The sequence below is a fragment of the Ignavibacteriales bacterium genome (assembly GCA_026390775.1).
Classification (GTDB): domain Bacteria; phylum Bacteroidota; class Ignavibacteria; order Ignavibacteriales; family Melioribacteraceae; genus Fen-1258.
This window is the reverse complement of the sequence record JAPLFF010000003.1, coordinates 12,075-37,888: the sequence shown is the minus strand read 5'-3', so window position 1 is coordinate 37,888 and position 25,814 is coordinate 12,075. Positions and strand designations below refer to the sequence as shown.

The window sequence follows — 25,814 nt, the reverse complement described above, 5'->3', positions numbered from 1 at the left end:
CCTTCCGGAATTTATTTGTTATAAGTTTTTTCACCGATATAATTTACTATGTATTCTCCGCCGTCCACACCAATTACATTTCCTGAAATCCAATCAGCTTTTTCATCACATAAAAGTATTATTGCTTTTGCTACTTCTTCAGGTGTGGTAAGTTTGCCGCGCGGATTTTTCGATTTAGCCGTGTGAAGCATTTTATCGAACATTGGAATTTTTCTTCCTGCGGGTGTATCAGTAACGCCTGCCATAATTGAGTTACATGTAATACTCATTGGTCCAAGTTCAACTGCAAGTTGACGGATGTGAGATTCCAATGCAGCTTTAGCAGCAGATACAGCTCCGTAATTTGGTATTACTGTATGTGAACCAGCACTTGTAAGAGCAAATATTCTACCGTTGTTTGCAAACAAATCTCTTTGGATTAATCCCTGTGTCCAATAAACTAACGAATGAGCCATAACATCTAGAGTCATACTCATTTGTGCAGGAGAAATACTATCGTTTGGATTTTTTGTGATATATGGTTTTAGAGTTCCGAAAGCAAGAGAATGAATAAGAACATGAACATGAGGATGTTCTTTGGTTGCAAATCTTTCTTTGATTTCGTCCAGTGTATCGTTGATCTTAATTTGATCTGCTGCATTTATATTAAAGAAGACCGCCTTCTGTCCGGTCTTTTCAATTTTTTTTATTACTTGTTGAACTGACGGTATTGTTGCTTGACGATCTAAATGAACGCCAAAAATATTGTAGCCATTCTTTGCAAGTTCAACTGCAGACGCACCTCCAAATCCGCTGGAAGCTCCTAGTATTAGCGCCCACTTTTTTTCCATTTATTTTTCCTTTTTAATTTATAACGGCACAAACTTAAGAAATACGAAAATGAAATCAAATCAATCTACCGCTGTTTGATATCAATACTTGAAATTACTTTTAATTAAGTAGCTAAATAAACAATTGATTCTTCACCAAGAAGTTTTTTTACTTTAGGAATGAATTCTGAGTTGAATGAAATTTTATAATTGATATGAAATTCCCGCATAACACCGTTATCTTTTATGCAGATAAGAACCGGCAGTGTTCCTTCATTCTCTTCAATTAATTTTTTAATCTCTGTAACCGTGCTTGCTTGGTTTGAATTCTTATCTATAATAATTCCGATTCTCTTAGTTAGTTTTTGTTTTGCATTGTCGAGTGAAATTGCTTCATCAACATGTAGTTTTACAGCATCTCCGCTGCTTTCTAATTTACCCGTTACTAGAATAGTTGACTCAAGTGCAATTAAGTTTTCACATGTTGCAAAAACTTTTGAGAACATCAAACATTCACATGAACCGCTGAAATCATCTAACTTAAAAAACACCATTTGATTTCCGCGCTTGTCTATCTTTGTTCTTACTTCGGTTACAACTCCACATGCTCTCACTGATTCGTTGAACTTATAAGTTTCCATTTCACCAAGATGAACTGTTGCAAATGAGTTGTATTCTATTTCATATTTTCTCAGCGGATGATCGGTTAAATAAAATCCAAGCACTTCTCTTTCTTTTTTCAAACGTTCTTTTGTTTCCCATGGACGAATATCTGGAAGTTTTGGTTCGTAAATGTGCATCGCATCCGAATCACTAGAGAATAAACTATCTGACAGAGAACCTTTTACTGATTGTACTTTGTTACCGAAAGTAAGAGATTCTTCAACTGCTAAAAAGTTCTGCGCCCGAGAACCGCCGCACAGATCGAATGCACCTGCAAGAACTAATCCTTCCAACGCACGTTTGTTGACAACACGATTATCAACATTCGCACAGAAATCATAAATGCTTTTAAAATTTCTTCCAAGTTTTTTATGTGATGATTTAATAATCTCTACAGCATTAACTCCGACGTTCTTTATTGCACTCATTCCGAAAATAATTTGCTTATTCTTAACGCCGAATTTTACAGATGGATTATTGATATCCGGAGGAAGTACTTTAACATTAAGTTTACGGCAATCTTCAAGTAAATTAGTAACTTTATCAGTGTTGCCATATTCATTCGAAAGGTTTGCTGCAAGAAATTCTTCTAAGTAATGAGCTTTTAAATATGCCGTTTGATATGCTACAATAGAATAAGCAACAGCGTGACTTTTGTTAAATCCGTAATTAGCAAATTTATCTATAGCTTCAAAAATTTCTTCGGCAATTTTTTTGCTGATATTATTTTTTACCGCACCTTCGGTAAATTTTTCTTTCTGCTCAGCCATAGCTTTCAAATCTTTTTTACCCATAGCACGGCGAAGAAGATCTGCTTCGGCTAAACTCATTCCTGCAACTTTATTTGCAATCTGAATTACTTGTTCCTGATAAACAATAATACCATTTGTTTCTTTAAGTATCGGCTCAAGTACTTGATGTAAATATTTTATTTGTCTTTTTCCGTTTTTCCGGGAAAGAAAATCATCAATAAATTCCATAGGGCCGGGACGGTAAAGTGCGTTCATTGCAGCAAGATCATTTATACTGGTTGGTCTAAGTTTTTTTAGATACTCACGCATCGGGGCACTTTCAAACTGGAACACTGCAGTTGTCTGTCCCTTGCTGAAAACTTCATATGTCTTAGCATCGTCTGTTGGAATATTATCAATATCAATTTCAATTTTGCTGGATTGTTTTACTAACTCGATCGTATCTCTAATGATTGATAAAGTTCTTAGCCCAAGAAAATCCATTTTTAATAATCCGGCATCTTCAAGATCCTTCATATTAAATTGTGTAACGATCGAATTATCATCGCCGTAAATTGCAAGAGGAACAAAATCACTTACTTCACCCGGAGTGATAACAACACCTGCAGCATGTTTAGATGCATTGCGGTTCATTCCTTCAAGAATTTTAGCATACTTAATAAGTTCTTGAATTATTGGATCGTCGGATTTGTTTACCCACGCAAGTTCTGGAACTTCGTTTAATGCTTGATCAAGATCGTAAACACGTCCAAACTTTGATGGAATCCATTTTGTAATTTTTTCTACGGTTGGAATTGGAATTTTTAGTACGCGTGCTACATCTTTTAATACTGCGCGTGATGATAATCTGTTAAAAGTTATAATCTGCGCAACTGAATTCTCACCGTATTTTTCTTTTACATAATTAATAACTTCACCGCGCTTATCATCGGCGAAATCAACATCAATATCAGGCATTGATTTACGTGCGGGATTTAGAAACCGTTCGAATAACAAATTATATTTCAACGGATCGACATTTGTTATTCCTAAAACATAAGCTACCAAACTTCCGGCAGCACTTCCTCTGCCTGGACCAACGGGAATTCCTCTTTGTTTTGCTGCATTAATAAAATCCTGCACGACTAAAAAATAACCGGCATAACCCATTTGTTTAATAACATCTATCTCAAATTTGAAACGCTCTTCTATTTCCGGAGTTACTTTTTTATAAGTACTCTCTAATCTATCTTCTGCAAGTTGTTCGAGATATTCTTCTAAATTTTTTGCTTTGGAATTTTGTGGAATTGGAAATTGCGGAAATTGGTGCCCGCGAAAATCTAATTGTAAATTTATTTTTTCTTCGATCTCTATGGTGTTTTCAATTGCACCTTTATAATTTTTGAAAAGCTTTTTCATTTCATCTGCGGATTTAAAATATATCTGATCGGTTCCGTACCGCAAATCTTTATAATCAACTGTTCCGGTTTTATCGCCAAGTTGAATTAAAATATTATGTGCGATCGAATGATCTTTTTCGATATAATGAATATCATTTGTAGCAACTAATTTAATACCAAGATCTGCGGCAAGCTTAGGCATTGTATCAAGAATCGGTTTTTCTATATCCATTCCGTGATCTTGAATTTCGAGATAAAAATCATCTCCAAAAATTTCTTTTAATTTTATGGCAGTTGAACGGGCTTTAGTATAATCATCATTAATTATTGGTGTTGAGATTGGTCCGGCAGGACAAGCTGAAGTACAAATTAATCCTTCACTATATTTGGCAAGTATTTCAAGATCAATTCTTGGTCTATAATAAAATCCTTCAATGTAACCGATAGTTGTAAGCTTCATCAAATTTTTATAACCGGTCTCATTCTTAGCTAGCAATAAAAGATGATTATAAGGTTTTGATTTTTTTTTCAGATTATTCGGATCGTCTCCTTTCCTATCGAAACGTGTTCCATCAATTACAATGTAGGCTTCCATTCCAACAAGCGGTTTGACCCCTTCCTGCTTTGCTTTCTTATAGAACTCCGCAGAACCAAACATTACTCCATGATCTGTCAACGCAACTGCATGCATATTATTTTTTTTAGCAGCATGAATTAAATCTTCAACCGTGCATGCGCCGTCCTGCAGACTGTAATGCGAATGGTTATGTATGTGAACAAAATCTGACATCTAAAATCCGAATTGAGAATTTAGAATTGCGAATTGAGAATCAATTATCAATTCTCCATTCGCAATTCTCAATTATTTTTTCCCTGTGTGTCCAAAACCGCCATCACCGCGTTTACTCTTTTCCAACTCATCTGTTAAAATTAAATTAGCACGGTAAACTTTTGTAACAACCATCTGAGCAATTCTATCACCGCGTTTGATAATAAACTCTTCATTACTAAAATTGAATAAGATCACTTTGATTTCCCCGCGGTAATCAGAATCAATTGTTCCCGGTGAATTTAAAACTCCAATTCCATTTTTTGCAGCAAGTCCACTACGTGGACGAATTTGTATTTCATAACCAACTGGAATTTCAACTTTTAGATTTGTCGGGATTAATCCAACTTTACTTTTTTCAATTTTCATTTCGGTTTCAACAGCTGCACGTAGATCAAGACCGCTACTGCCTTCAGTTGCATACTCAGGCATTAGTATATCTTTAAATTTATTAGTGATATGCTGAATTTTTATTTGTATTGATTTCATAATGTTTTTCTAGAATTGCGATGATAAGTTATGATAAAAGAAATTTTATTTCTTCTTGTTTTTTAAATACTTAGAAAAGATAAAAAACTACTTGACACGAAGAAGCATTTTAACTAAACGGATAATTTCATTTTTCTCAACGACCCGCATTGCTAATAATGAACCGATAAAACAAAAAAGTAAAATAAATTTATACAACATGGTTAATCCTACTTCATAATAAAAATAATAATAGATTATACATGTAATAACTATTGTAGCTAAGATTTTAAATACTTTACCGTATTCATATTTTATCTTGTAATACTTTTGAGAGAAGAAATACAATCCGGTTGCCATAACAACATAACTTGCTAAAGTTGCTATAGCCGCACCAATTAAACCAAGAATTGGTATTAACAAAATATTTACAACAACATTAACCAGCGCTCCGGCTCCAGTTACAAATGGAAAATATTTTGTTTTCTCTTCAATATAAATTCCAGCCTGAAAGTTGTAATAAATTCCGTTGAAAAGATAACCGAGAAGAATAATCGGGACAATTGCTATACCGCTTAAATATTCTTTACCAATAATTGATTTCCCGGGCATGAATTCAAACCTGGCAAAATCTTCTACAAATAAAGTAAGAACAATCCAGATCATACTTGATACAAGTAAAAACAGTGTTAGTACTTTTGCAAAAATATCTTTAGCATTTTTTTCTTTCGCATTATTTAGAAAAAACGGCTGCCAAGCAAATTGAAACATTGAAACAAAGAGCATCATAAAAATTCCGAGTTTGTAATTCGCCTGGTATATACCAAGCGTGGATTCATTTGTCATAGCCAGCACAACAGGACGATCTACTACCTGAACAACCATTGCAGCTAAACTTGCCGGTAAATACGGAATACCAAATTTCAAAAGCTTTCTTAAAAGGTCTTTATCAATTTTGATGGAGATTATTTTAAATATTTCCGGCGTAAGCACTAAAAAAGAAAACGCAGATGCAATAAGATTAGCTAAAAATATTGCTTCAATACCAAGTTTGAATTTTAAGACTAAAATAAAATTAAGAGCAAGATTTAATATTATGTTTGAGAGTTTTATTGAAGTGAATTTTCCCGCTTTTCTTTCTAACCTTAGGTTAGCAAAAGGCACAAGAGCTAACGTATCAAAAATCAAAATGATTATTAAATAGTAATATAGTTTTGAATACTCATTAGGAATTTCCATTAATCTTGAAAACGGGGTTTTTAAAAGATATAATATTACTGCCAACAAAATTGTAGTTAACGTAACGAATAGATATGCAGTTGAAAAAGTTTTCCTCTTTTCAACATTTTGATTTATGGATGCATATTTCATAAAAGCTGCATCCATTCCGTAGATAAAAAATATGTTTAAAAAGGCAAGGTAAGCGTAGATATTGGAGTAAATTCCAAAATCGTGTGTGTTAATTACATTTGTATAAAATGGTATTAGAAAAAATCCCAGAAATCTTCCGACAATTGTGCTTATTCCATAAATCGCTGTGTCTTTGGTAAGTTCTTTTATCTTTTCTAACATTTCAAAACTTAATCCGGCCGAAGTATTTTTTCTCCGGTAAACTTTAATAATTATTTTTTGAAAAACGGTTCCAGTGCAGCTACATAATCTTTAGGCGGACGGACGGCCTTTTTTGTATCTGTTCGAATAAAGATATGCGTTGTAAATCCCTCAGCAATCAATTCATCTGTATTTTTTCTTTTCACAACATATTCAATGTGAACTTTGGGAGAGTACAATTCTTTAACACACGAATGGATTTCAAGAATGTCGTCGTATACCGCAGGAAGATAATATTTTAATCCGGCTTCTATCAACGGAAGTTGATAACCTTTTTTTTCGACTTCGCTGTAAGAGAGTCCGGTTGCACGTAATAATTCTGTTCTTCCAACTTCAAAATATTCCAAATATTTTCCGTTATAAACAAACTGCATCTTATCCGTATCGGCATATCTAACCCGAATTTCAGTAACGTGTGTGAGCATAAGGTAATTTGAATTTTTTCAGTTTAGAAAAAGTATAAACGCAAAATCCAAAAAAATGTTTTTGAATTTTGTACTTTGGATTTAGTTTTTATTATTCAATATACATTCCCATCTTAGCAAATTTTTCAAGACGGTTCTGTATCAACTTCTCAGGTTTTATTTTCAATAACAATGAAAGTTCTTCTTTCAGTACGGATTTTAAGGTGCTTGCAATTTGCAGATGATCTTTATGAGCACCGCCTAATGGTTCGGTAACAATCCGATCAATAATACCTTGTTCTAATAAATCTTCGGCAGTTAGTTTTAATGCTTCTGCAGCAGTCTCTTTATATTCCCAACTTCTCCATAAAATACTTGAACAAGATTCAGGACTAATTACCGAATACCAAGTATTTTGTAACATTAAAACTCTATCACCAATTCCTATTCCTAATGCGCCTCCGCTAGCACCTTCACCGATAATTGTAACAATAATTGGTACGCGAAGACGGCTCATCTCTAAAAGATTTCTGGCAATTGCTTCTGCCTGTCCGCGTTCTTCGGCTTCAATTCCGGGATAAGCGCCCGGAGTATCAAGCATAGTAATAACGGGAATCTTAAATTTCTCTGCAAGTTTCATTAAGCGTAATGCTTTGCGGTAACCTTCGGGATTGGACATTCCAAAATTTCTATAAACGTTAGATTTAGTATCCCGTCCTTTTTGATGACCGATGATCATAACTTTTTGTTCGTCAAGCATCGCTAATCCACCAACAATTGCTTTATCATCCTTGAACAATCTATCTCCGTGCATCTCAATAAAATTTTCCGTTATCATGTATATATAATCCAGAGTATAAGGACGCTCGGGATGACGGGCGAGCTGAACACGCTGCCAGCGAGTAAGATCGTTATAAATATTTTTCTTGAGTTGAAAAACTTTTTCTTCGAGTGTTTTTATCTCATCAGAAATATTAAGTTGCCCTTCGTACTTCCGCATTTCATCAATCTTTTTTTCAAGTTCAATTATGGGCTTCTCAAAATCCAGTATATTTTTTGCCATTTCTACTCCGCACTAAAAAACATTTTTGAAAGTGTTTTTCCAAGTATTTCGAGGTCTAACCAAATGTTTTGATTTTTTGCGTAAAAGATGTCCAGCTTTTTTGTTTCTTCTGTATCATTCTCTAAAAAATTTTCTACAAACCAGAATCCGGTTAATCCGGTTTTCCCGACATATAAATCACCGTGATAAGAATTATCACGTGGTCCAACAAAACTTTTCTTCCCTATGAAAACACTCGGGATTTTGAGGATGAATTGAGTGAATTTGCTCTTTTTTGATCTCAGCTTCTGAAATAAATATATGAAAGGATAAACCAAAAACAAAATTAAGGATGCAAGTATTATATCCAGCATTTGTTTTGATGCGCGGTGAAAATACGAAGAAATATTATACTGCACTTTCAGTAACGGAATATCATCCAGCATTGTTATGGAAGATTTGCCGACTAGATAATCTAATTCCTTACCTGCAACAAGAAACTCGGCATTTTCTCCTTGGCATTCGGCAACAACAGAAAACATTTGATTGAACGATAGATCATCTGAAGAAAAGATTACTTTATCAACTTTTTCATCAGTAATTATTTTTTTTATGTTATCAACCGTTCCAAGTATTTTATAAGTGCCGATCTTCCCACCAATATTTTTTCTGGTCAATCCAATAATCCCAACAATTTGATAAAGTTTCGTAAATGTTGATTTCAATTTTGATGCAAGTTCTTCTGCTTTAGATTCACTTGCTACAATTAACGTGCGGGATTTCCTTGTATCCGTCTCGAGTCCGATCTTAAAAATTACTTTAAGAGCGATTCTCCAGAACAAAAAGAAAACAAGAGCAAGTGCATACGTTATTAAAACAACTGCACGGCTGAATGCTACTTGTTTGAAGAAATAAGTTAGTGCAGATAAAAAGATCATTCCAAACAATAGAGAAATAACTGTGCGTAAAATTGAAAATGTTTTTTTACTATACGAGCCGCTTACAGACGATATTATAATTTGAATAAAGGCAGGGATAAAATAGGCCCAAGGTTTTACATAATTCGGGAAACCCCTCCAATGCTCATTAGAATATATATTTGCAGCAAGAAGAATAGATGTTGAAAAAGTAAAGAAGTCAACAATAATTGAAAGAAACGCAAGCTTATAAATATTTGCAAAAGCAATTAGTTTTCTGAAAAGAATCGCTGTCTGAAGAATTGACTCAACGATGAATGAGGAAGAAAAATGTTTACGGACAAAAAGATGCATAGCGTCGTAAAAGATTTTTGTTTCATCTAAACTGCTTCTCTTTGTACTCTCTCCTTTGTAATGAATTATTTCGGTGTTGTGTACATAAAAAACTTTATAACCGGATTTTTGCACCCGGTAACAGAGATCAAGATCTTCGCCGTACATAAAAAATTGCTGATCGAATCCGCCTATCTTCTCATAGACTTCTTTTCTCATCATCATAAAAGCGCCGCTAACAGCATCAACTTCGTAAGTTTGATTTTCATCAAGGTAGGTTAAATTATAACGTGCGAACAAACGGCTCTTCGGAAAAAGTTTACTCAATCCCATAACTTTTGTAAATGATGTCCATGGTCTGGGGAAACTTCTTCTGCATGAAAGCTGTAACGAACCATCGGGATTTAATACCTTGCAGCCGGCAATTCCAACTTGTGGAGTTTTATCAAAGAACTCCAACATTTTTAATAAAGTATCTTCTCTAACAATTGCATCGGGATTGATAAACAAAAAATATTTCCCTTTTGCAGATTCCATTGCTTGATTGTTTGCAGATCCGAATCCCACATTTTTCTTGTTGGCTATTAATTTAATATTGGGAAATTTCTCTCGTAGGATTTCAACGCTGCCGTCATCTGAAGTATTATCAACAATAATTATTTCCGTAGAAATATTTTTTATCGCTTTACGTATTGAATCCAGAAGATTAAGTAAAAATTCTTTTACGTTATAATTGATAATTATTATTGAGAGATCAATCATTGCACTCTTAATTTAATGTGCCGAAAATACTTTGCAATCTTAACTTCCATACCATAATAACCGCTTCGCGAACAATTTTCTTAGACATCTTTGAAGTGCCATGTACTCTATCAACAAAAGTTATTGGAATTTCAATAAGCTTAAATCCTTTTTTCCATGCTTTATAATTCATTTCTATCTGAAATGAATAACCGTTAGAGTGAATTGCATCAAGATTTATTGCTTCCAATACTTTGCGGCGGAAGCATTTAAATCCTCCGGTTCCGTCTTTAACCGGCATACCGGTAATAATTCTTGAATAAAGATTTGCGGAATAACTTAACACTAATCTTCTGATCGGCCAGTTGATAACACGAACTCCGTAAATATATCTACTGCCGATTATCAGATCATGATCTTTTACTTCTTCTAAAAATCTTTTAATTTCCTTAGGGTCGTGTGAGAAATCAGCATCCATCTGAACAGCGCAATCATACCCATTTGCCAGCATGTATTTAAATCCGGCAACGTAAGCTGTACCGAGTCCCTTTTTTCCTTCTCGTTTAATAATCTTTACGCGAGAATTATTTTTGATCATTTCATCAACTGCATTTGCTGTTCCATCCGGGGAATTATCATCCACAATTAAAATATCAAGTGAAGGATAAGATGCGAGAAGATCGGGAATCAGTTTTCTGATATTGTGAATCTCGTTGTATGTCGGAATTATTACAATTGCTTTCATAATTAAATTTAATTTTTAATCGTAATGATCTTTACCGAATAATACTACAAAAACAGTTCTGAAAATTATTTTAAAATCCATTCTTAAACTCATGTTTTCAATATAGAATAAATCATAACGAAGTTTAACTTTTACATCCTCTATTGTCTCATCGTATTTATGTTTTACTTGCGCCCAGCCGGTAATTCCCGGTCTTACTTTTAATCTTCTTTTGTAAAGCGGAATTTCATGAGAAAGTTTTTCTACAAAGAAAGGCCGTTCGGGACGCGGTCCGACAAAACTCATGTCGCCTTTCAGTACATTAAAAACTTGCGGGATTTCATCAAGGTGTACTTTACGGACGAATCTACCAATTTTAGTGATTCTGGTATCATCTTTTGCCGACCAAATCGGACCGGTATGTTTTTCCGCATCTGCAATCATTGTTCTAAACTTAACCATCTTAAAAACTTTTCCGTTCATTCCGGCACGCTCTTGCTTGAAAAATACAGGTCCTTTACTGTCTAATTTTATAATTAGTGCTGTTAATAAAGTTGCTGGTGAAGTTAAAACAATAAGAACAAAGGACAGGAAAACATCCATCAACCTTTTTATTTTCTTTTCCCACTCGGGCATTAGCTCCGGCATTACATCAATCAGAGGAAAACTATAAAGTTGAGAGATCTTTGCCTGCCCGCTTATTATATCATAAAGATCGGGAACGATTTTTATCTCAACGTTCTTTCCTTCACAACGTGAAATCACTTCAAGAATAGTTTCTTCTTCATGCCGTCCCAGAGAAATTATAACATTTTTGATCTGATAATTTTCCAGAACAGATTCCAGATTGTGAATTGTATCTACAACAGAAATATTTTTAAATGAATTGTTAAGTTGAGAACCGTCAACATCAACATAAGCTACGACATCAACACCAAGTTCACGGAATTTGAGAATCGAATTATGAATTTCGTTTGCTTTAGAATTGAACCCTACGATAAGAGCATTCCGTCTTCCGATTCCTTTAATAAGAAGTCTTCGTTGAAGACTTCTAATGAATAATCTTCCCGCACTAACAACAAAAAGAAAAATTCCCCAGTAAAGGAAAATATAAAATCGAACTGAGGTGGTAACGCCGTTTGCGTAATCATCATACAATACTAAAAAGAATAAAATGAAGACGCCTACAAACGATGCTTTGAACAACGTAGATAATTCATCAAATCTTGAGAGAGCAAACCATGTACGGTACATTCCTACAAAAGTAAAAAAGATGAGCCAATAAAAATAAACAGCGATCATTGAAAGAAGGATATCGGGCTGAGCGATTAACTCGAACCAGCCGGTTTGGACCCGAACGTAGAAAAATAAAATCCACGCAAGATTAACTGCTATAAAATCCGTAGTCAGTATTAAAAATTTTTCGGTTCGTTTGTTCATATTAAATTTTTGTTAAAACTTTATCAGAAATAAAATTTCCTATTGATAACGAAGCGGTAGCAGCAGGAGAAGGTGCATTGCAAACGTGAACAACTTTTTTATCTTCGACAATATAAAAATCATCAAGTAAACTTCCATCTTTTAAGCATGCTTGAGCCCGCACACCGGCACCACCGGGTGCAAGATCCTTTGCAGTTACTTCGGGAATCAATTTATTTAACGCTCTAACAAATGCTTTTTTGTTATACGATCTGTAAAACTCGCTTAATCCCATTCTCCAATGTTTTTTAATCAATTTATGAAAGCCGTTCCAAGTAAAGGTTTCAAATGTATCGAGTAAATTAAAACTTGTTTTCGTATATCCTTCCCGCTTAAAGGAAAGAACTGCATTCGGACCACATTCTCTTTCTCCATTAATCATTTTAGTAAAATGAACACCTAAGAATGGAAAAGCCGGATCGGGTACGGGATAAATAAGAGCATTCACCAAATTATTTTTTTCTACCTTCAATTTATAATATTCACCGCGAAAAGGAATAAGACGCAATTGCAAATCCGGATGAGTCATTTTTGTGATTCTATCTGCAAATAATCCTGCACATGTAACTACAACATTGGATTTGAAAACACCTTTTGAGGTAATTACTTCACATTCATCATTCTTAATTAATAAATTTTTTACATCAGTATTGAATTCTATTTTTCCTTCAGCGCGTTTAATTAGTTCGAGATATTTTTCCGACACTTCGCTGTAATCAATTATTCCAGTTTGAGGAACAAAAATTCCCGCAACACAATCAACGTGCGGTTCAATTTCTCTCACTTCTGTACGTGTTAATCTTTTTAATCCCTTAAGGCCATTTTTGTTTCCACGATCAAGAATATTTTCCATTACGGGAATTTCTTTTTCAGTAACTGCAACAATCACTTTTCCGCAAATATTGTAACGGACTTGATTCTCATTGCAAAAATTAATCAGCATTTTATATCCGCTGACGCAATTCTGTGCTTTCAAACTTCCGGGTTTATAATAAATGCCGGAATGAATAACCCCGCTGTTATTTCCTGTTTGATGTTTTGCTACACTATTTTCTTTTTCCAGTATAAGTAATTTTAGTGAACGATTCTTCTCTAGAATCTTCAACGCAGAAGCTAATCCGACAATACCTGCGCCAATAACAATTACGTTATATTTCATTTAAAACTAATCCAAAATTAAATGTTCAATGGAAATTCATATCACAACAAATTCGTGAGAGAAAATATTAAAATTTCAGTACTTTTTTCCCATCCTAAGATTAAAATTATCTTAAGGTAATAAGCTCGACACAAAAATCCACAAATTTTGAGAGTATTCCAATTATTGCGAGGAGATCGCTAAAAAATCCAACCTTGTTGACGCCAAGAAAGCGAGCAGCAAAAAGTATTGAGATTTGGTGAAGGACAATCGTTGTCGCTTGTTCCATTGATTGTGATATGACATTTTGGGCCAGTTTATTGAATTGAGAAAAAAAATCAATGAAGTTTTGAAAACACAAAATTTTTTATTTAATCAACAATCGAAATACAAATCAGAGTAATTGAAATAGATTCTTCTGAAATCATTACAACTATCCGGAATTATTTGACTATTTTTTTTAAGTAAAAAACCGCTTGGTCTCCCTGTTTGGCAGCATTAAGTTCCTTAGCACGTTTGGAAAACCCCGAAATATCTTTTTTCGAAAAAAGGGAATTCTTAGGATTCCTTAAATATGAATGTGGGTCATTCAGCGGTATGTTCTTTAAATACTGATCACTTCCCCAGAATTGAAAAGCTGTCGAGTCATAAATAACGTTGTTAAGCTCAAAGTTTGTTTTTCCGGAAAGAATTTCAATACTCTTGATAGAATGAAGATAATAATGTCTAGGCGCATCTATCTGTACCCATTTCATTCCATAGTTCTTCCATGCATAAGAAGAAACAGTCGGAACTCTAATTATACAATAGCCACCGGGTTTTAATAAATCAAATACAATTTTTAATATTTTTTCTTGTTCATAAATATGTTCAAGAGAATGATGAAACATTATCACATCCCATTTGCCCTGAACCTCATGTATATTTTTTTTTGAATTCTTAAACCATTTCCATATTCAATATCTTTCTCATTAAAAGGATCAATCCCAAGAAGGTTTTTAAATCCAATTTCACGAAGTGAGTGTAGAAATATGCCTGCTCCACATCCAACATCAAGAATATTATAGTCTTTTTTTATCGGAAGGTAAGCAAGAGCTCTATATTCTATTGCCGGATATTTGGCATATAATAGTTTTCCAATAATTCCTTTATTGAAGACAGCATATTCATTTCTCAAATTTTTTACTAACCTCTCAATAAAATTCAACTTCGAGTTTAGTTTATACGAATAGTAGCCATCTGAGTAATACTTTGAAATATCGGAAGGAAATTTTTCAATCTGCAGACAATCGCACATTGAGCACTGGAAATAAAGGAAGACATCCCTATATCCAAACATCATTTCTTTAGCTTCATATTCTTGATTATTTTTTTGATTACCGCAAATTCTACATTGCATGGTTTCTACTTTGATAAGGTAATGAAAATTAAAAAATGAAATGAACTCCAACTATTTTATAGTAATTTAAAATAATTATTCGATGCTGTTTCAATCAGCGTTCGACTTACTTCAGTTACTAACTTGTATTAAATTCTTCAGGGTTTCCGATAATTCAATATACGAATAATAGGTTCATTCGTGAAAACAAGAAATTTTTAAGCTATATTTTACTGAACAATAAGGAAATTATTTATGTTGAAAAAATATTTTGCTGATCTTACCAGTAACAACAAACCTGTAAAAAGTAGATTCCCTCAACAATACGTTTTTATACTTTTTTGCACAACAATATCCAGCATAATGATTTCCATTTTTCTTTTGCAATTATTTCTCATACTGTTATTTGTTCTATATTTGTTTGAAAGATTTGAATATAAAAAAAACGCTGTAGACGGTTATATCCTTGTAATTTTTTTATTTGGCATTATTAGAATATTATCAATAATTTTTTCAAATTATCCGGCAACAAGTATTCCAGCATTGTATAAGGAAGCATTACTTTACATTGGAATATTAGTCTTCAGTTTTTATGTCAAAGTATTTTACAAGAAAATGAATATTATTCTTGTTGTATTTCTAGTTTCATCTGTCTTTGTTGCATTAGTTGGTATTGTTAAGTTCGATTTGAGATTTGTGAACCGTTCTCAATCTTTTTCATCAGGGTACTCTGTTTTTTCTCTATTCCTCATGCAATCATTTACAATAACTTTATTCACTTACCGAGAGTTGAAGTTTAAATATTCTAACTGGATTTGGGCGATCACATTGGTTTTTATTTTTACAGCTCTTATCACTTCATTAGGAAGAACTAATATTGCCATCGCATTCATTGTTTTGATATTTGCATTAATCATAAAAAAAATTGATCTTAAACTCGCGTTGATTGTTTTAGTGCTTGCGGGGGCTTTATCATTTATTTCATTTCAACTTAATGATGAAGAAATAAAACATCGTATTGAGAGTCCTACTACTCTATCTGATAGAGATATACTCTGGGAAGGGGCGTCGCTATTAGCATTTGATCATCCACTGCTTGGTTTTGGTCCAAGAACATTCAAAGATATATTCCCACTTTCAAATAAACTTGTAGATAAAGGAATTGGTAGTTGGCACAATGAATATATAGAAATTTATTTTGAATCTGGTATCATCGGAATTATCTCTTACTTATTCTTAATCTTTTACATTTTTCGCGGATGTATCAGATATTTGAAAAAGAATTCCAAAAATGATTTAGCAAGAAGCACAGTTCATGGAATTTTGATAGTGCTAATAGGTTTTTGCTTGGCGTCTCTGACATCGGGATTCATTACTTCAATAACAATATCTGTTCAATTTGCATTTTTTGTTGCATTACTTTCTTCAATAGAACGTTCGATAAGACTAAATGAGTAATAGTAGTTTCAAATTGAGAATAAAAATCCTAGTAACCTTTGGTACTACGAGTTAACATTTGCCAAATTGTTAGAAGTATGATCTGAATATCTAACCAGAAATTCCAATTTTCGATATACCAGATATCATACTCAATTCTTTCGATGGTTCTTTTTCTATTCTCTACCGGATCTGTAATATCTCCTCTTAATCCGTGAACTTGAGCCCATCCGGTTAGACCGGGTTTAACCAGATGACGTAATTTAATCGCATCGAAGTAGTGGATGTATTCTTGATTGAAAGCGACGGCGTGAGGACGTGGACCTACAATTGACATTTCTCCTTTAAGAATATTCCACAACTGTGGAAGCTCATCAAGATTTGTTCGTCGTAGAAACCTTCCAATTTTTGTTACCCGCGGATCGTTTTCCATCGTAGGATTAAAATCATTTTCTCGAAGCTTTTGTTCACTATACATCGAACGGAATTTGAAACACCGGAATTTTTCATTCTTTAAGCCAATACGGTCTTGAATAAAAAAGATTGATCCGCGTGATGATAATTTAACTATTATTGAAATTACCGGAATCAACCAGCTTAGGACAAAAATCAATACTGCAAGCGAGAAGAAGATATCAAATGTTCGCTTAACAAATCGCCATTGTATTTCAGCTAGCGGCTCATCGCGAACAGTTATAATCGGAAAGTTTCCTATAGTACTTAATAAAAATTTTTTCGATAGAAACTGAAAATAGTCGGGAATGATATGTATTCTTACTGCATTTTTGTTGCAGATATTTATGATACGACTAAGTTTGTGAGAATCGCAATTTGGAATTGCAATTACCACTTCGTCAATTTTTTGTTCAGTTAAAATTTCGCTAAGTCTTTCTAATCCGCCTAAATATTTTTCATTCGTATTAGGTTTTTCATCAATAAATCCAACGATCTGAAAGCCAAAATTCGGATTCGACTCAACTAGCTTAATAAACTCGATACCAATACTATTAGCCCCAATGACTGCTAAATTTCTAACATATTTACCTTTTTTGCGCAGTACACTTTGAATCAATCTGAAAGAGATTGTTCTGAAACCAACAAGAAGTACAAGAAACACAAAATAAAAGATGATGAAATTACGTGTGAATAAATCTTCCTTTTTTATAAAGATGAAAATAATAGCGGCAACAATCTGAACTAAAACATTTTTAAAAATAATAGTTGCTTGAAAGAAAAATTCATGCGGGCTAAAATTGTCATAGAAATCAGTCACATTAGTTGTGAAATACCACACGATGTTAAGCGTAAACAGTAAAAAAAACATGTACGGTCTTTCATAAAGAATGTGCGATGGCTGCGCAATCCATGCTGAAAAGAGAAAAGACAAATTCAGCAGAAGTAAATCCAACCAAAGTTTAACTGAATAAAGTGATTTCTGATTTGCTATCATTGATTTGTTTTGATTATTAACATGATTATAAAAAATTATTGAATGTAATTTAATTACATTTTTTATTTATTATAGTGAAATCGAATTTATAAAATTGACTCTAATTATAATAGATATAAGTGAATTATCAGAAGAATACGAACTCTTTTTATTAAATTAATATAATTCAGAGACACAAACAGGATATTATGATTTCCGTAATTATGATTCAACATAACAATAGCAGTCTAACCAGAGATGCGATCGAGTCATTTTTAAAACATCAGAAAAATAATTTTGAAATAATTCTGGTTGATAACAATTCAACTGAACCTGAAGCCATAAAATTCACTAAAGAATTTCCGGATTTAGCGGTAATACGTAGTGAAAAAAATTTAGGATTTGGAGCTGCAAATAATTTAGCTGCACAAAAATCCTTAGGTGATATATTACTTTTCATAAATAACGATGTAATAATAACAACCGAATTTCTAAAAAAGATTGAAGAAGAATTCTACAAGGATTCCACAATCGGAATTATTGGACCAAAACTTCTAAATAAAGATAAATCTTTACAGTTATCTTGCGGCAAACTTCCTTCAATATCAATGGAGTTCTTAGACAAAATTCTTTATTCAGCCGTTGATGAAAAGAATAGGTTAGCTCTCAATTTTATCAATCGAAAATATTTAAGGAAGGGACAAAAAGGTTGGGTAACCGGTGCCGCATTATTTATACGGAAAAAATTATTTCTCGAACTGAGTGGTTTTGATGAATCATTCTTTATGTATTTTGAAGATAAAGATCTATGCGCAAGAGCTGTTGCTAAAGGGATGAAGGTTCTCTACTTTCCTGAATCATCTTTAATCCATTTGCGCGGCGGAAGTTTTAACGGATCAAACCAAAAATTTCTTGTTCAAAAATACCGCGAAAGTCAACTTTACTATTACCAAAAACATAAATCCAAGTTAGAACAAATAATATTAATGAAATATTTGAAATTATTTGGAAAACTAAATTGATTCCATCCAAAATTAAAATATTGATGTTTATTGATGAAGCAAAAATGGGTGGTGGACAACAACATTTACTTTGGCTTGTACAGAAACTGGATAAATCTAAATTTGAAGTTGAAGTTGTATGCGAACATGAGGGATATCTTGTTGACGAATTAAGAAAGATTAATATTAAAGTTCATCCGATTAAGATTTCGAACCGCCCAAGTATTCCATTATTAATAAAAACTTATAGAATTCTTAAAAAAAATTCCCCAACTATTTTACATACACACGGCGGTACCGCCGGCTTTTATGGAAGAATTGCAACGGTTTTTATCCCTAAATGTGTGGTAATCCACACATATCATGGTATACATTACCTAAATTTTGGTCAATCTTTATTGAAAAAAATTTACAAGTCAATTGATAAATTTCTACTCAGGTTTACTGATTGTACAATATGTGTTGCTCAAAATGATTTCGATATTGGATTAAAAGTTGGAATAGTAAAAAAGGAAAAAGCAGTTGTAATTCACAATGGAATTGAAGTCGATAAATTTTCTCATTACAATGGAAATATTAATAATAAGATTAAACTTAAAACGGAAAAGGATACAGTAATTATCGGTTCTGTTGGGAGACTTCACTACCAGAAAGGTTATGAATATCTAATAGAAGCTTCTAAAAATGTATTGAAAAGTTATCCATACGTAAAGTTTGTATTAATAGGTGATGGAGAACTTCGCAATAGTTTAGAATCTTTAGCAAAGAAAAATGGTGTTTATAATTATTTTACTTTTTGGGGAAATCAAACAAATATTCCGGAGTTGTTGGCACAAATAGATATTTTTGTTTTGCCTTCTTTGTGGGAAGGATTACCTCTTGTTCTTTTAGAAGCGATGGCGGCCAAGAAACCGATTGTAGCAACAGAAGTTAACGGGATTGTTGAAATTATTGAATCTGGTAAAGAAGGACTTCTAGTTCCTCCAAAGAATTCAACTGCTATTTCTTTAGCATTAATTCGCCTCTTAGAGGATAATGAACTCTGCAAAGTATTGGCGTCAAATGCTTATGAAAAAGTTGCGCGCGACTTTAATATTTCTAAAATGATAAATGAAACAGAAAATCTTTACCTCAAACTCTTAATGAAAAAAGAAAATGCTTAAAAAATGGTTGCCTAGTTTAATCGGTTTGAGCGCTTTTGCTTTATTAGGTCGTTTGCTCGGTTTTGTTCGGGAAGCTTTAATGGCTTCCAAGTTTGGTGCAAACGAAATTACCGACGCATATCTTACAACACTCTTATTGTTTGATATTGCAATAGCTGCTAACTCATCTATTCTTTCCGGCACATTATCCTACTCAACGGAGATCAAAAAGCTAAAAAATATTTCCAGCTCGCTTTCTAAAGTTGGGCTGAAATCTTTTGCAGTTCTGTTCGTGTGCTCGCTTTTACTTTATCCTCTAGCAGAAAAACTCATTCCGTTGATATTTACACGTTCACAAGCAATGGTGCAAATTATAATCGAAACATCCCAGTTATTTTTAATTCTCGCTTCTTTTCTAGTAGCAAACGGAGTTTTCTCTGCACTTCTCCAAATGAAAGGGAATATTACAAATCCGGGAAGATTGATCGTCTTTCTGAATGTTTCATCAATCGTATTTCTAATTCTGTTCACAAAATACTTTGGGATTGTTTCTCTTCCGCTTGGATTTCTTTTCGGTGGGATTCTCTTTTTTGTTTATCAACTTTATTTGATTCAAAAAATTCAACCAGTTGAATCAGATAATTCGGATACAAATAAATTCAATATGCTGGGTTGGGGCGCCATTGTATTGATGGTGTTTGGTAATTCTCTACTGCCAAGCGTTTCCGGTTTAATCGAAAGATATTTTGCATACTCTTTTGTAGTAGGAACATTTTCTCATTACCAGTATGCGGCAAAAATAATGTTGCTGCCATTAACAATTTTTAGTTTTGCCATCAGTACATCTCTTCTTCCGATTCAGACAAAATCAATTACAGAAGGAAATGAAAAAGAATTTTTGAATGCAACAAATAATGGTATTCTTTTTTCAGTTGTAACCTCTTCCTTTTTTGTACTTCTCTTTTCAGTTTTATCTGGACCAATAATTCAGCTAATTTACCAACGAGGACATTTTACATTGCACGATAGCATGGAAACATCTTTTGCTTTGAAGATAATGTCGCTCGGGTTAATTCCATTTCTTCTAAATTCCGTTATAGCTAACATTTTTTATTCATTGAGAGCTATCAAGAATATCATTTTCTTAAATCTAATTTTCATTTTGATCCAAGCAATTATTCTTTTTATTCTATCAAAAACATTTTCCGGCATCGAAACACTTACAATAGCATGGGTAATCTTTGTATGGATCAACAATGGTGCACTGCTTTACTTTCTTAAACGAGTAAAAGGAGTTCGGTTTGATAAGAATATAATGTTTAAGCTATTCCTGATCATAATGAGCACGGCGGTTATGATTTTGATAGGAAGGTTCTTTTCGAATTTATGGTTTGATGATTTAAGTATTTCTGAAAGTAGTTTGGTCATTTTATTAAAAACATTAGTAATCGGGACAGTTCTATTTCTCGCTTTTTCGTTTATTACAATTTTTGTTTTTCGGGATAAGCTTAACGGGATTAGAACTTATCTGAAAGAGCTGCGTAAATAATCCATTGAGAATAGTTACATATTTAACAAATTCATTTCGTGAAATGAACTGCTGTTTTTTCTTCAATATACTTTTTGATCTTCTCCTTAAACAGAACGCGATCAAATTTTAGCGCGTGAGTACGTATTGATAGAGGATTGAAATTCACCTTTTCAAAATCAGCAATTGCTTTAATTAACGATTCTGCTGTTTGTTCATAGAAAAATATTCCCGTTGCATTATCTCCTTTGCCTATTACAGTTTCAAGCGCTCCCCCTTTTCCAAAAGCAATAACCGGCTTTCCACTTGCCATAGCTTCGAGAGGAACAATTCCAAAATCTTCTATGCCGGGAAAAATTAAAGCACGGCAGCCGGCGTAAATTTTTGCAAGTTCACTATCGTTGCGCCACCCAAGAAATTCAATATTGTTTTCAGCAATTGATTTTAGTTTTTCACTTTCCGGTCCTGCGCCGACTATAACTAATCTTCTTCTTATTTTGTTAAATGCTTCAATTGCAATATCAACTTTTTTATACGGTACTAGTGCGCTTACAATCAAAAAATATCCTTCATCTTTCTCGGAAAGTTGAAAAAGAGATGTATCAACCGGCGGATGAATAACATCGGCTCGGCGGTTATAATATTGTTTTATCCGTTTGGCAACGTTATAAGAGTTTGCAATGTAATAATGCACACGACCGCTTGTTCGTACATCCCATTTACGTAATTGTGGTGCAAAGATACTCATCGCGGTTCTGGTCAATAATCCCGCTTTATCTTTCCCGAAGTATTCATCATACATTTCCCAGATGTAGCGCATTGGCGTATGGCAGTAACAAATATGCAATCCATTCTTTCCAGGTTTTGCACCTTTTGCAACGCAATGGCTTGTAGAAATTATGAGATCATATTCTAAGAAATCAATCAACTCGATTGCCAGGGGAAATAGAGGTAGATAATTTCTATATTTTTTTTCTTTCAAGGGAAGTTTATCAATGAAAGAGGTTTTGATATTCATCTTCTCGATGGCAGTAGATAACATACCTTTATTATGAAGAAGAGTAACAAGTGTAGCACCGGGATACAGTTCACAAAGTACTTCTAATACCTTCTCCCCGCCACGCATACCGGTCAGCCAATCATGAACAATAGCAATCTTAAGATTTTTCATGTTTTCAATCTAATCATGTAGTAGTAAAGAATGCCAATGATGGATAGAAGACTGCTGAACATTCCGAAATTTTCTACACCTAAAAAACCGGGCGGATAGAACAATTGCAATAACATTTAGAACAAACGCCATAGCTTGTCCAAACGAAAGCGAAAAAACATTTTTTGTTACTTTATCGATGGCACACCTTAGGGATTAAAAAAAGTATTTGTGATACAAAGTAGAAATTTTAATAAATGAATTAAAACATGTCAATAAGAACAATTATTTAATCAGGGACTGATATAAATTTAAATAACTCTGCACCATTTTATTGAGGGAAAATTTAGATTTAAGAGCAATATTGTAATTTTTAAAAAATTCTTTCTTCCTTCTAATATTTTCGAGTTTATTTATATAATCATTTATATCATAGAGATCAAATAACTGTTCTTCACAATGATCTACATTTTCCGGATTGCCACCGACATTTGAAGCAAGTATAGGTATCTCTGCAAATATTGCTTCGATAAGACTAATGGATAAACCTTCATAACGGGAAGGAAGGGTAAATACGTCGAATGCTTTTATATATTGATAAGAGTCTTTTATAGCTCCAATCATGAAAAACTCATTTTGAATTTCAAGTTTAAGAATTTGTGCTTTATATTTTTCATAATCGGGACCGTCTCCAATAATAATCACCTTTGCGTTCGGTATCTTTTTCTTTATTGAAGAATAATTTTCTATAAGGAACTCATAATTCTTCTGATAGGCTAATCTGCCTGTTGATCCAATTAAGAACTCGTTAGACAAATCAAGGTTACACTTATTTGAGAAATAGCTGCGTGCGTCTTTCTCAGTTAGATAATGCATTTGAATTTCATCCAATCCATTATATATCACTTCAGCGGATTTCACAATTCTAGCTTCTTTCGATTCTATGTAATTTATATTGCTCACAAAGACAGTTTTATTAACTGCTTTTAATAGGATTTTAAAATATACTTTCGCTAAGACTTTAATAAAGCTATTGGTTTTAAAATTTTTATCAATGAATGATAGCCCATGAAAAGTAAAAATTGCCTTGGGTCTTTTTTTAAGGAAGAAAGAAGAGATTGCACCTATCAGAGTATTAGAACTATTAAGATGGATTATGTCATAACTATTTACTTGTAACAAGCGATAAAGATCATAAATAAAATAAAACGAATTCAGAACGCTGAAATTTCTTTTCAACGAGTTTAAGTAATGAAATGTTATATTATTTTTTTCAAGTTCGCTGGGAAGATAATTACCGTCTCCGGCAGCCACTTCAACATCGCAACCCATTTTTTTGAGTGAACGTGCCAGATTTAAAAGAAATACTTGGGCTCCGCCTATTTCAGATTTAGTTATGACTAACAATATTTTCATAATAATATAATTTTTACAGAACAATTAAGAAGGAAATGCTGCTTTCCTCAAAATTTGTGTCAGAATGGGTGCATTAATTTGTAAAGTAAATTTATCTTCTACTAATTTACGTCCATTCAGCCCCATTTGTTTTCTTAAATCAGGATTATTCTTTAATATTTTCAAATATTTTAACCAGTCATCTTCAGTCTTGGCTAAAAATCCATTAACACCATCTGTTACCAATTCTTGATTTATGCCAACCGGTGAGGCAATGACAGGAATGCCGCATGCCATATATTGAATAAGCTTGAATCCACACTTGCCCCTTTCCCAAGGGTTATCCATCAGCGGCATAATACCAACATCAAATTTTCTTATTTCAATCAATTCCGTCGACTCATTCCAACTAATTATTTTATGAGGTATATCCTTTAATTCGATAATTCCAGTGCCAATGAGATGCACTATTGAATTTGATTTATAACAGAAATCCCTCAACTCACTTTCAATATATTTAACATATTTTGAGTTAAGTGGAGAACCAACCCAGCCAATTGTAAAAAGCTCTTGAATTTCGGATTTAGTCTTCACCGCGTATTTATCAAAATCAATAACAGTTGGAAGAATTTTTACATTCTTGGCCTTGTTTTGAATTGCTCTTTCGGCCAGATATTGATTCCCAACGACTACTACCTCTGCAATACTCATAATTTTATCAATCTTCTTTCCAAGTAACTTTTTAATAAGAGAATATTTGTTCATATCGTAGCGGTGAAAAAAAGCGTCGTCATAATCAACAATAACTGGAACATTTGATTTGATCAAAGCTGTTTCGAACCATGCAGGTATCCATGGAAATGCTTCCTGCTGCAGCCAAATAATATCAAACTGATTTTTTCTGAGCAGCAATAAAATTCTTTCGAAATATTTTTTTATAATCTCCAACAATGGAAGAGGTGTCTTATTGTAAAGATGACTTATATACTTATCACTAAGCAGCGGTTGTATGGTAAATTCACAGCCATGTTCTCGTAAATAAGGGAGGTATTGGTAAATACGAAACCTGCTGCTTGCCCCGAGAGTACTATACCGTGTTAATGCAAGTATCTTTATTGATATTTTTTTCCGATTAGTCATTAAAATTTGTAATCAGTTTTTTGTAAGCTTTCACAATTTCAGCAGTATCATTAAAAGAATTTTTGAGCATAGAACCGATAATTCTTACAAATGGTTCAACAAAAAAAGTTGTGGCAGCTATTATTAAAAAAGAAAATTTGTGAAAATGTTTTTTGCTAAAAAGAAGTTTACTCCGCAAAATGTAGAAAAGTCTATCTGCTTTTATTTTTTCGGAAGTCCCGCCACCTTTATGAAATACTTGGGCCATTGATAAATAATAAATCTTATAACCTATTTTTTTAGCTCTCAATGAAAAATCAAGATCTTCGAAATACACAAAAAATCTTTCGTCAAATCCGTTTAATCTTTCAAAGAGATTTCTTCGAACGAAAAAATATGCACCCATTACTTGATCAACAACTTTGCTCTCCTGATGATTCCATTCGGTCATAAAATGACCGGGGAAAATTTTTGGAAATAACCGGTCTAAACCTAAAGACATATATATCAAACTAAATGTATTTGGAAATCTTGAACATGTTCTACTTACATTATTTTTTTCATCAATTAATTGGACTCCAATAATTCCAACAACCTCATTCCCTATTCCCTGCATAAATGCGATTGGTGCACTCAATGAATTTTTAAAAAGAAGAGTATCAGGATTTAGGAATAATAGATAATCTGCTTCGCTAGCCTGGGCACTTTGATTGCATGCTTTTGCAAAACCAAGATTTCGCGCATTTCTAATTATTGTCAAAGGTAGATTTATATTTTCAAGATTATCAAGCGACCCATCGTTCGATGCATTATCTATAACAACAACTCTGTTCAGATTAAAACTACTTTGAACTGCATTGTTAATTGAACGAATACACTCTGATAATAATGTCCCGGAATTCCAATTTACTATTAATATATCTACCGAGGGTAACACTCTGCTCCA

The 25,814-nt window shown here is 33.2% G+C and carries 21 protein-coding genes; 4 read left to right on the top strand and 17 right to left on the bottom strand.

Annotated features, from left to right (window positions below; all coding sequences use genetic code 11):
• Positions 1-11: 11 nt before the first annotated feature.
• The 12 genes from NTZ27_00325 to NTZ27_00270 all read right to left on the bottom strand — a co-directional run bounded on the left by NTZ27_00325 (position 12) and on the right by NTZ27_00270 (position 14,688).
• Positions 12-830, bottom strand: a complete 819-nt coding sequence (locus tag NTZ27_00325) for an SDR family oxidoreductase (GenBank protein ID MCX6173188.1) — start codon at positions 828-830, stop codon at positions 12-14.
• A 104-nt stretch (positions 831-934) separates the two neighbouring features.
• A complete protein-coding gene (gene dnaE, locus NTZ27_00320; GenBank protein MCX6173187.1) occupies positions 935-4,393 on the bottom strand; it encodes a DNA polymerase III subunit alpha in 3,459 nt (1,152 codons plus the stop codon).
• A gap of 72 nt (positions 4,394-4,465) precedes the next feature.
• Positions 4,466-4,921 carry a dUTP diphosphatase gene (gene dut, locus NTZ27_00315; protein MCX6173186.1) on the bottom strand — a complete coding sequence of 152 codons (456 nt, stop codon included), beginning with the start codon at positions 4,919-4,921 and terminating at the stop codon, positions 4,466-4,468.
• Positions 4,922-5,008: 87 nt separating this feature from the next.
• Entirely contained in the window at positions 5,009-6,472 is a 1,464-nt protein-coding gene (locus NTZ27_00310) for an oligosaccharide flippase family protein (protein ID MCX6173185.1), read from the bottom strand.
• A 50-nt stretch (positions 6,473-6,522) separates the two neighbouring features.
• Positions 6,523-6,936, bottom strand: a complete 414-nt coding sequence (locus tag NTZ27_00305; GenBank protein ID MCX6173184.1) for a thioesterase family protein — start codon at positions 6,934-6,936, stop codon at positions 6,523-6,525.
• Positions 6,937-7,027: 91 nt separating this feature from the next.
• A complete protein-coding gene (locus NTZ27_00300) occupies positions 7,028-7,978 on the bottom strand; it encodes an acetyl-CoA carboxylase carboxyltransferase subunit alpha (GenBank protein MCX6173183.1) in 951 nt (316 codons plus the stop codon).
• Positions 7,979-7,980: 2 nt separating this feature from the next.
• On the bottom strand, positions 7,981-9,969 hold the full coding sequence (locus NTZ27_00295) for a glycosyltransferase (GenBank protein ID MCX6173182.1): 1,989 nt from the start codon (positions 9,967-9,969) through the stop codon (positions 7,981-7,983).
• Between the two features lie 7 nt (positions 9,970-9,976).
• Positions 9,977-10,693 (bottom strand): polyprenol monophosphomannose synthase, encoded by a 717-nt coding sequence (locus NTZ27_00290; protein ID MCX6173181.1) that lies wholly within the window; start codon positions 10,691-10,693, stop codon positions 9,977-9,979.
• 15 nt (positions 10,694-10,708) lie between these two features.
• Positions 10,709-12,112 carry a sugar transferase gene (locus NTZ27_00285; GenBank protein MCX6173180.1) on the bottom strand — a complete coding sequence of 468 codons (1,404 nt, stop codon included), beginning with the start codon at positions 12,110-12,112 and terminating at the stop codon, positions 10,709-10,711.
• A gap of 1 nt (position 12,113) precedes the next feature.
• Complete coding sequence (gene lhgO / locus NTZ27_00280) at positions 12,114-13,310, bottom strand: L-2-hydroxyglutarate oxidase (protein ID MCX6173179.1); 1,197 nt, start codon at positions 13,308-13,310, stop codon at positions 12,114-12,116.
• Positions 13,311-13,732: 422 nt separating this feature from the next.
• Positions 13,733-14,179 (bottom strand): methyltransferase domain-containing protein, encoded by a 447-nt coding sequence (locus NTZ27_00275; protein ID MCX6173178.1) that lies wholly within the window; start codon positions 14,177-14,179, stop codon positions 13,733-13,735.
• Positions 14,180-14,181: 2 nt separating this feature from the next.
• Complete coding sequence (locus tag NTZ27_00270) at positions 14,182-14,688, bottom strand: methyltransferase domain-containing protein (GenBank protein MCX6173177.1); 507 nt, start codon at positions 14,686-14,688, stop codon at positions 14,182-14,184.
• Positions 14,689-14,922: 234 nt separating this feature from the next.
• On the opposite strand from NTZ27_00270, the gene NTZ27_00265 reads away from it, so the two are divergent.
• Positions 14,923-16,125 carry an O-antigen ligase family protein gene (locus tag NTZ27_00265; protein ID MCX6173176.1) on the top strand — a complete coding sequence of 401 codons (1,203 nt, stop codon included), beginning with the start codon at positions 14,923-14,925 and terminating at the stop codon, positions 16,123-16,125.
• 28 nt (positions 16,126-16,153) lie between these two features.
• On the opposite strand, the gene NTZ27_00260 is transcribed toward NTZ27_00265, so the two are convergent.
• Positions 16,154-17,554 (bottom strand): undecaprenyl-phosphate glucose phosphotransferase, encoded by a 1,401-nt coding sequence (locus tag NTZ27_00260; GenBank protein MCX6173175.1) that lies wholly within the window; start codon positions 17,552-17,554, stop codon positions 16,154-16,156.
• Between the two features lie 188 nt (positions 17,555-17,742).
• Here NTZ27_00260 and NTZ27_00255 point away from each other — a divergent pair, with 188 nt between their 5' ends.
• From NTZ27_00255 to NTZ27_00245, 3 genes are read left to right on the top strand one after another with little or no spacing between them, the layout of a single operon-like run.
• Positions 17,743-18,555, top strand: a complete 813-nt coding sequence (locus NTZ27_00255) for a glycosyltransferase family 2 protein (protein MCX6173174.1) — start codon at positions 17,743-17,745, stop codon at positions 18,553-18,555.
• Positions 18,552-19,697: a glycosyltransferase family 4 protein gene (locus NTZ27_00250; GenBank protein MCX6173173.1), complete on the top strand. Its 1,146-nt coding sequence runs from the start codon at positions 18,552-18,554 to the stop codon at positions 19,695-19,697. The genes NTZ27_00255 and NTZ27_00250 overlap by 4 nt, the downstream gene beginning before the upstream one ends.
• On the top strand, positions 19,690-21,225 hold the full coding sequence (locus tag NTZ27_00245) for a hypothetical protein (protein MCX6173172.1): 1,536 nt from the start codon (positions 19,690-19,692) through the stop codon (positions 21,223-21,225). The genes NTZ27_00250 and NTZ27_00245 overlap by 8 nt, the downstream gene beginning before the upstream one ends.
• Before the next feature lie 31 nt (positions 21,226-21,256).
• On the opposite strand, the gene NTZ27_00240 is transcribed toward NTZ27_00245, so the two are convergent.
• From NTZ27_00240 to NTZ27_00225, 4 genes are all read right to left on the bottom strand, one after another.
• Entirely contained in the window at positions 21,257-22,375 is a 1,119-nt protein-coding gene (locus NTZ27_00240; protein MCX6173171.1) for a glycosyltransferase, read from the bottom strand.
• A 264-nt stretch (positions 22,376-22,639) separates the two neighbouring features.
• Positions 22,640-23,770: a glycosyltransferase gene (locus tag NTZ27_00235; GenBank protein ID MCX6173170.1), complete on the bottom strand. Its 1,131-nt coding sequence runs from the start codon at positions 23,768-23,770 to the stop codon at positions 22,640-22,642.
• Positions 23,771-23,794: 24 nt separating this feature from the next.
• Positions 23,795-24,889, bottom strand: a complete 1,095-nt coding sequence (locus NTZ27_00230) for a glycosyltransferase family 4 protein (GenBank protein MCX6173169.1) — start codon at positions 24,887-24,889, stop codon at positions 23,795-23,797.
• Complete coding sequence (locus NTZ27_00225) at positions 24,882-25,805, bottom strand: glycosyltransferase family 2 protein (protein MCX6173168.1); 924 nt, start codon at positions 25,803-25,805, stop codon at positions 24,882-24,884. Before NTZ27_00225 ends, NTZ27_00230 begins: the two co-directional genes overlap by 8 nt.
• Between the last annotated feature and the right edge of the window lie 9 nt (positions 25,806-25,814).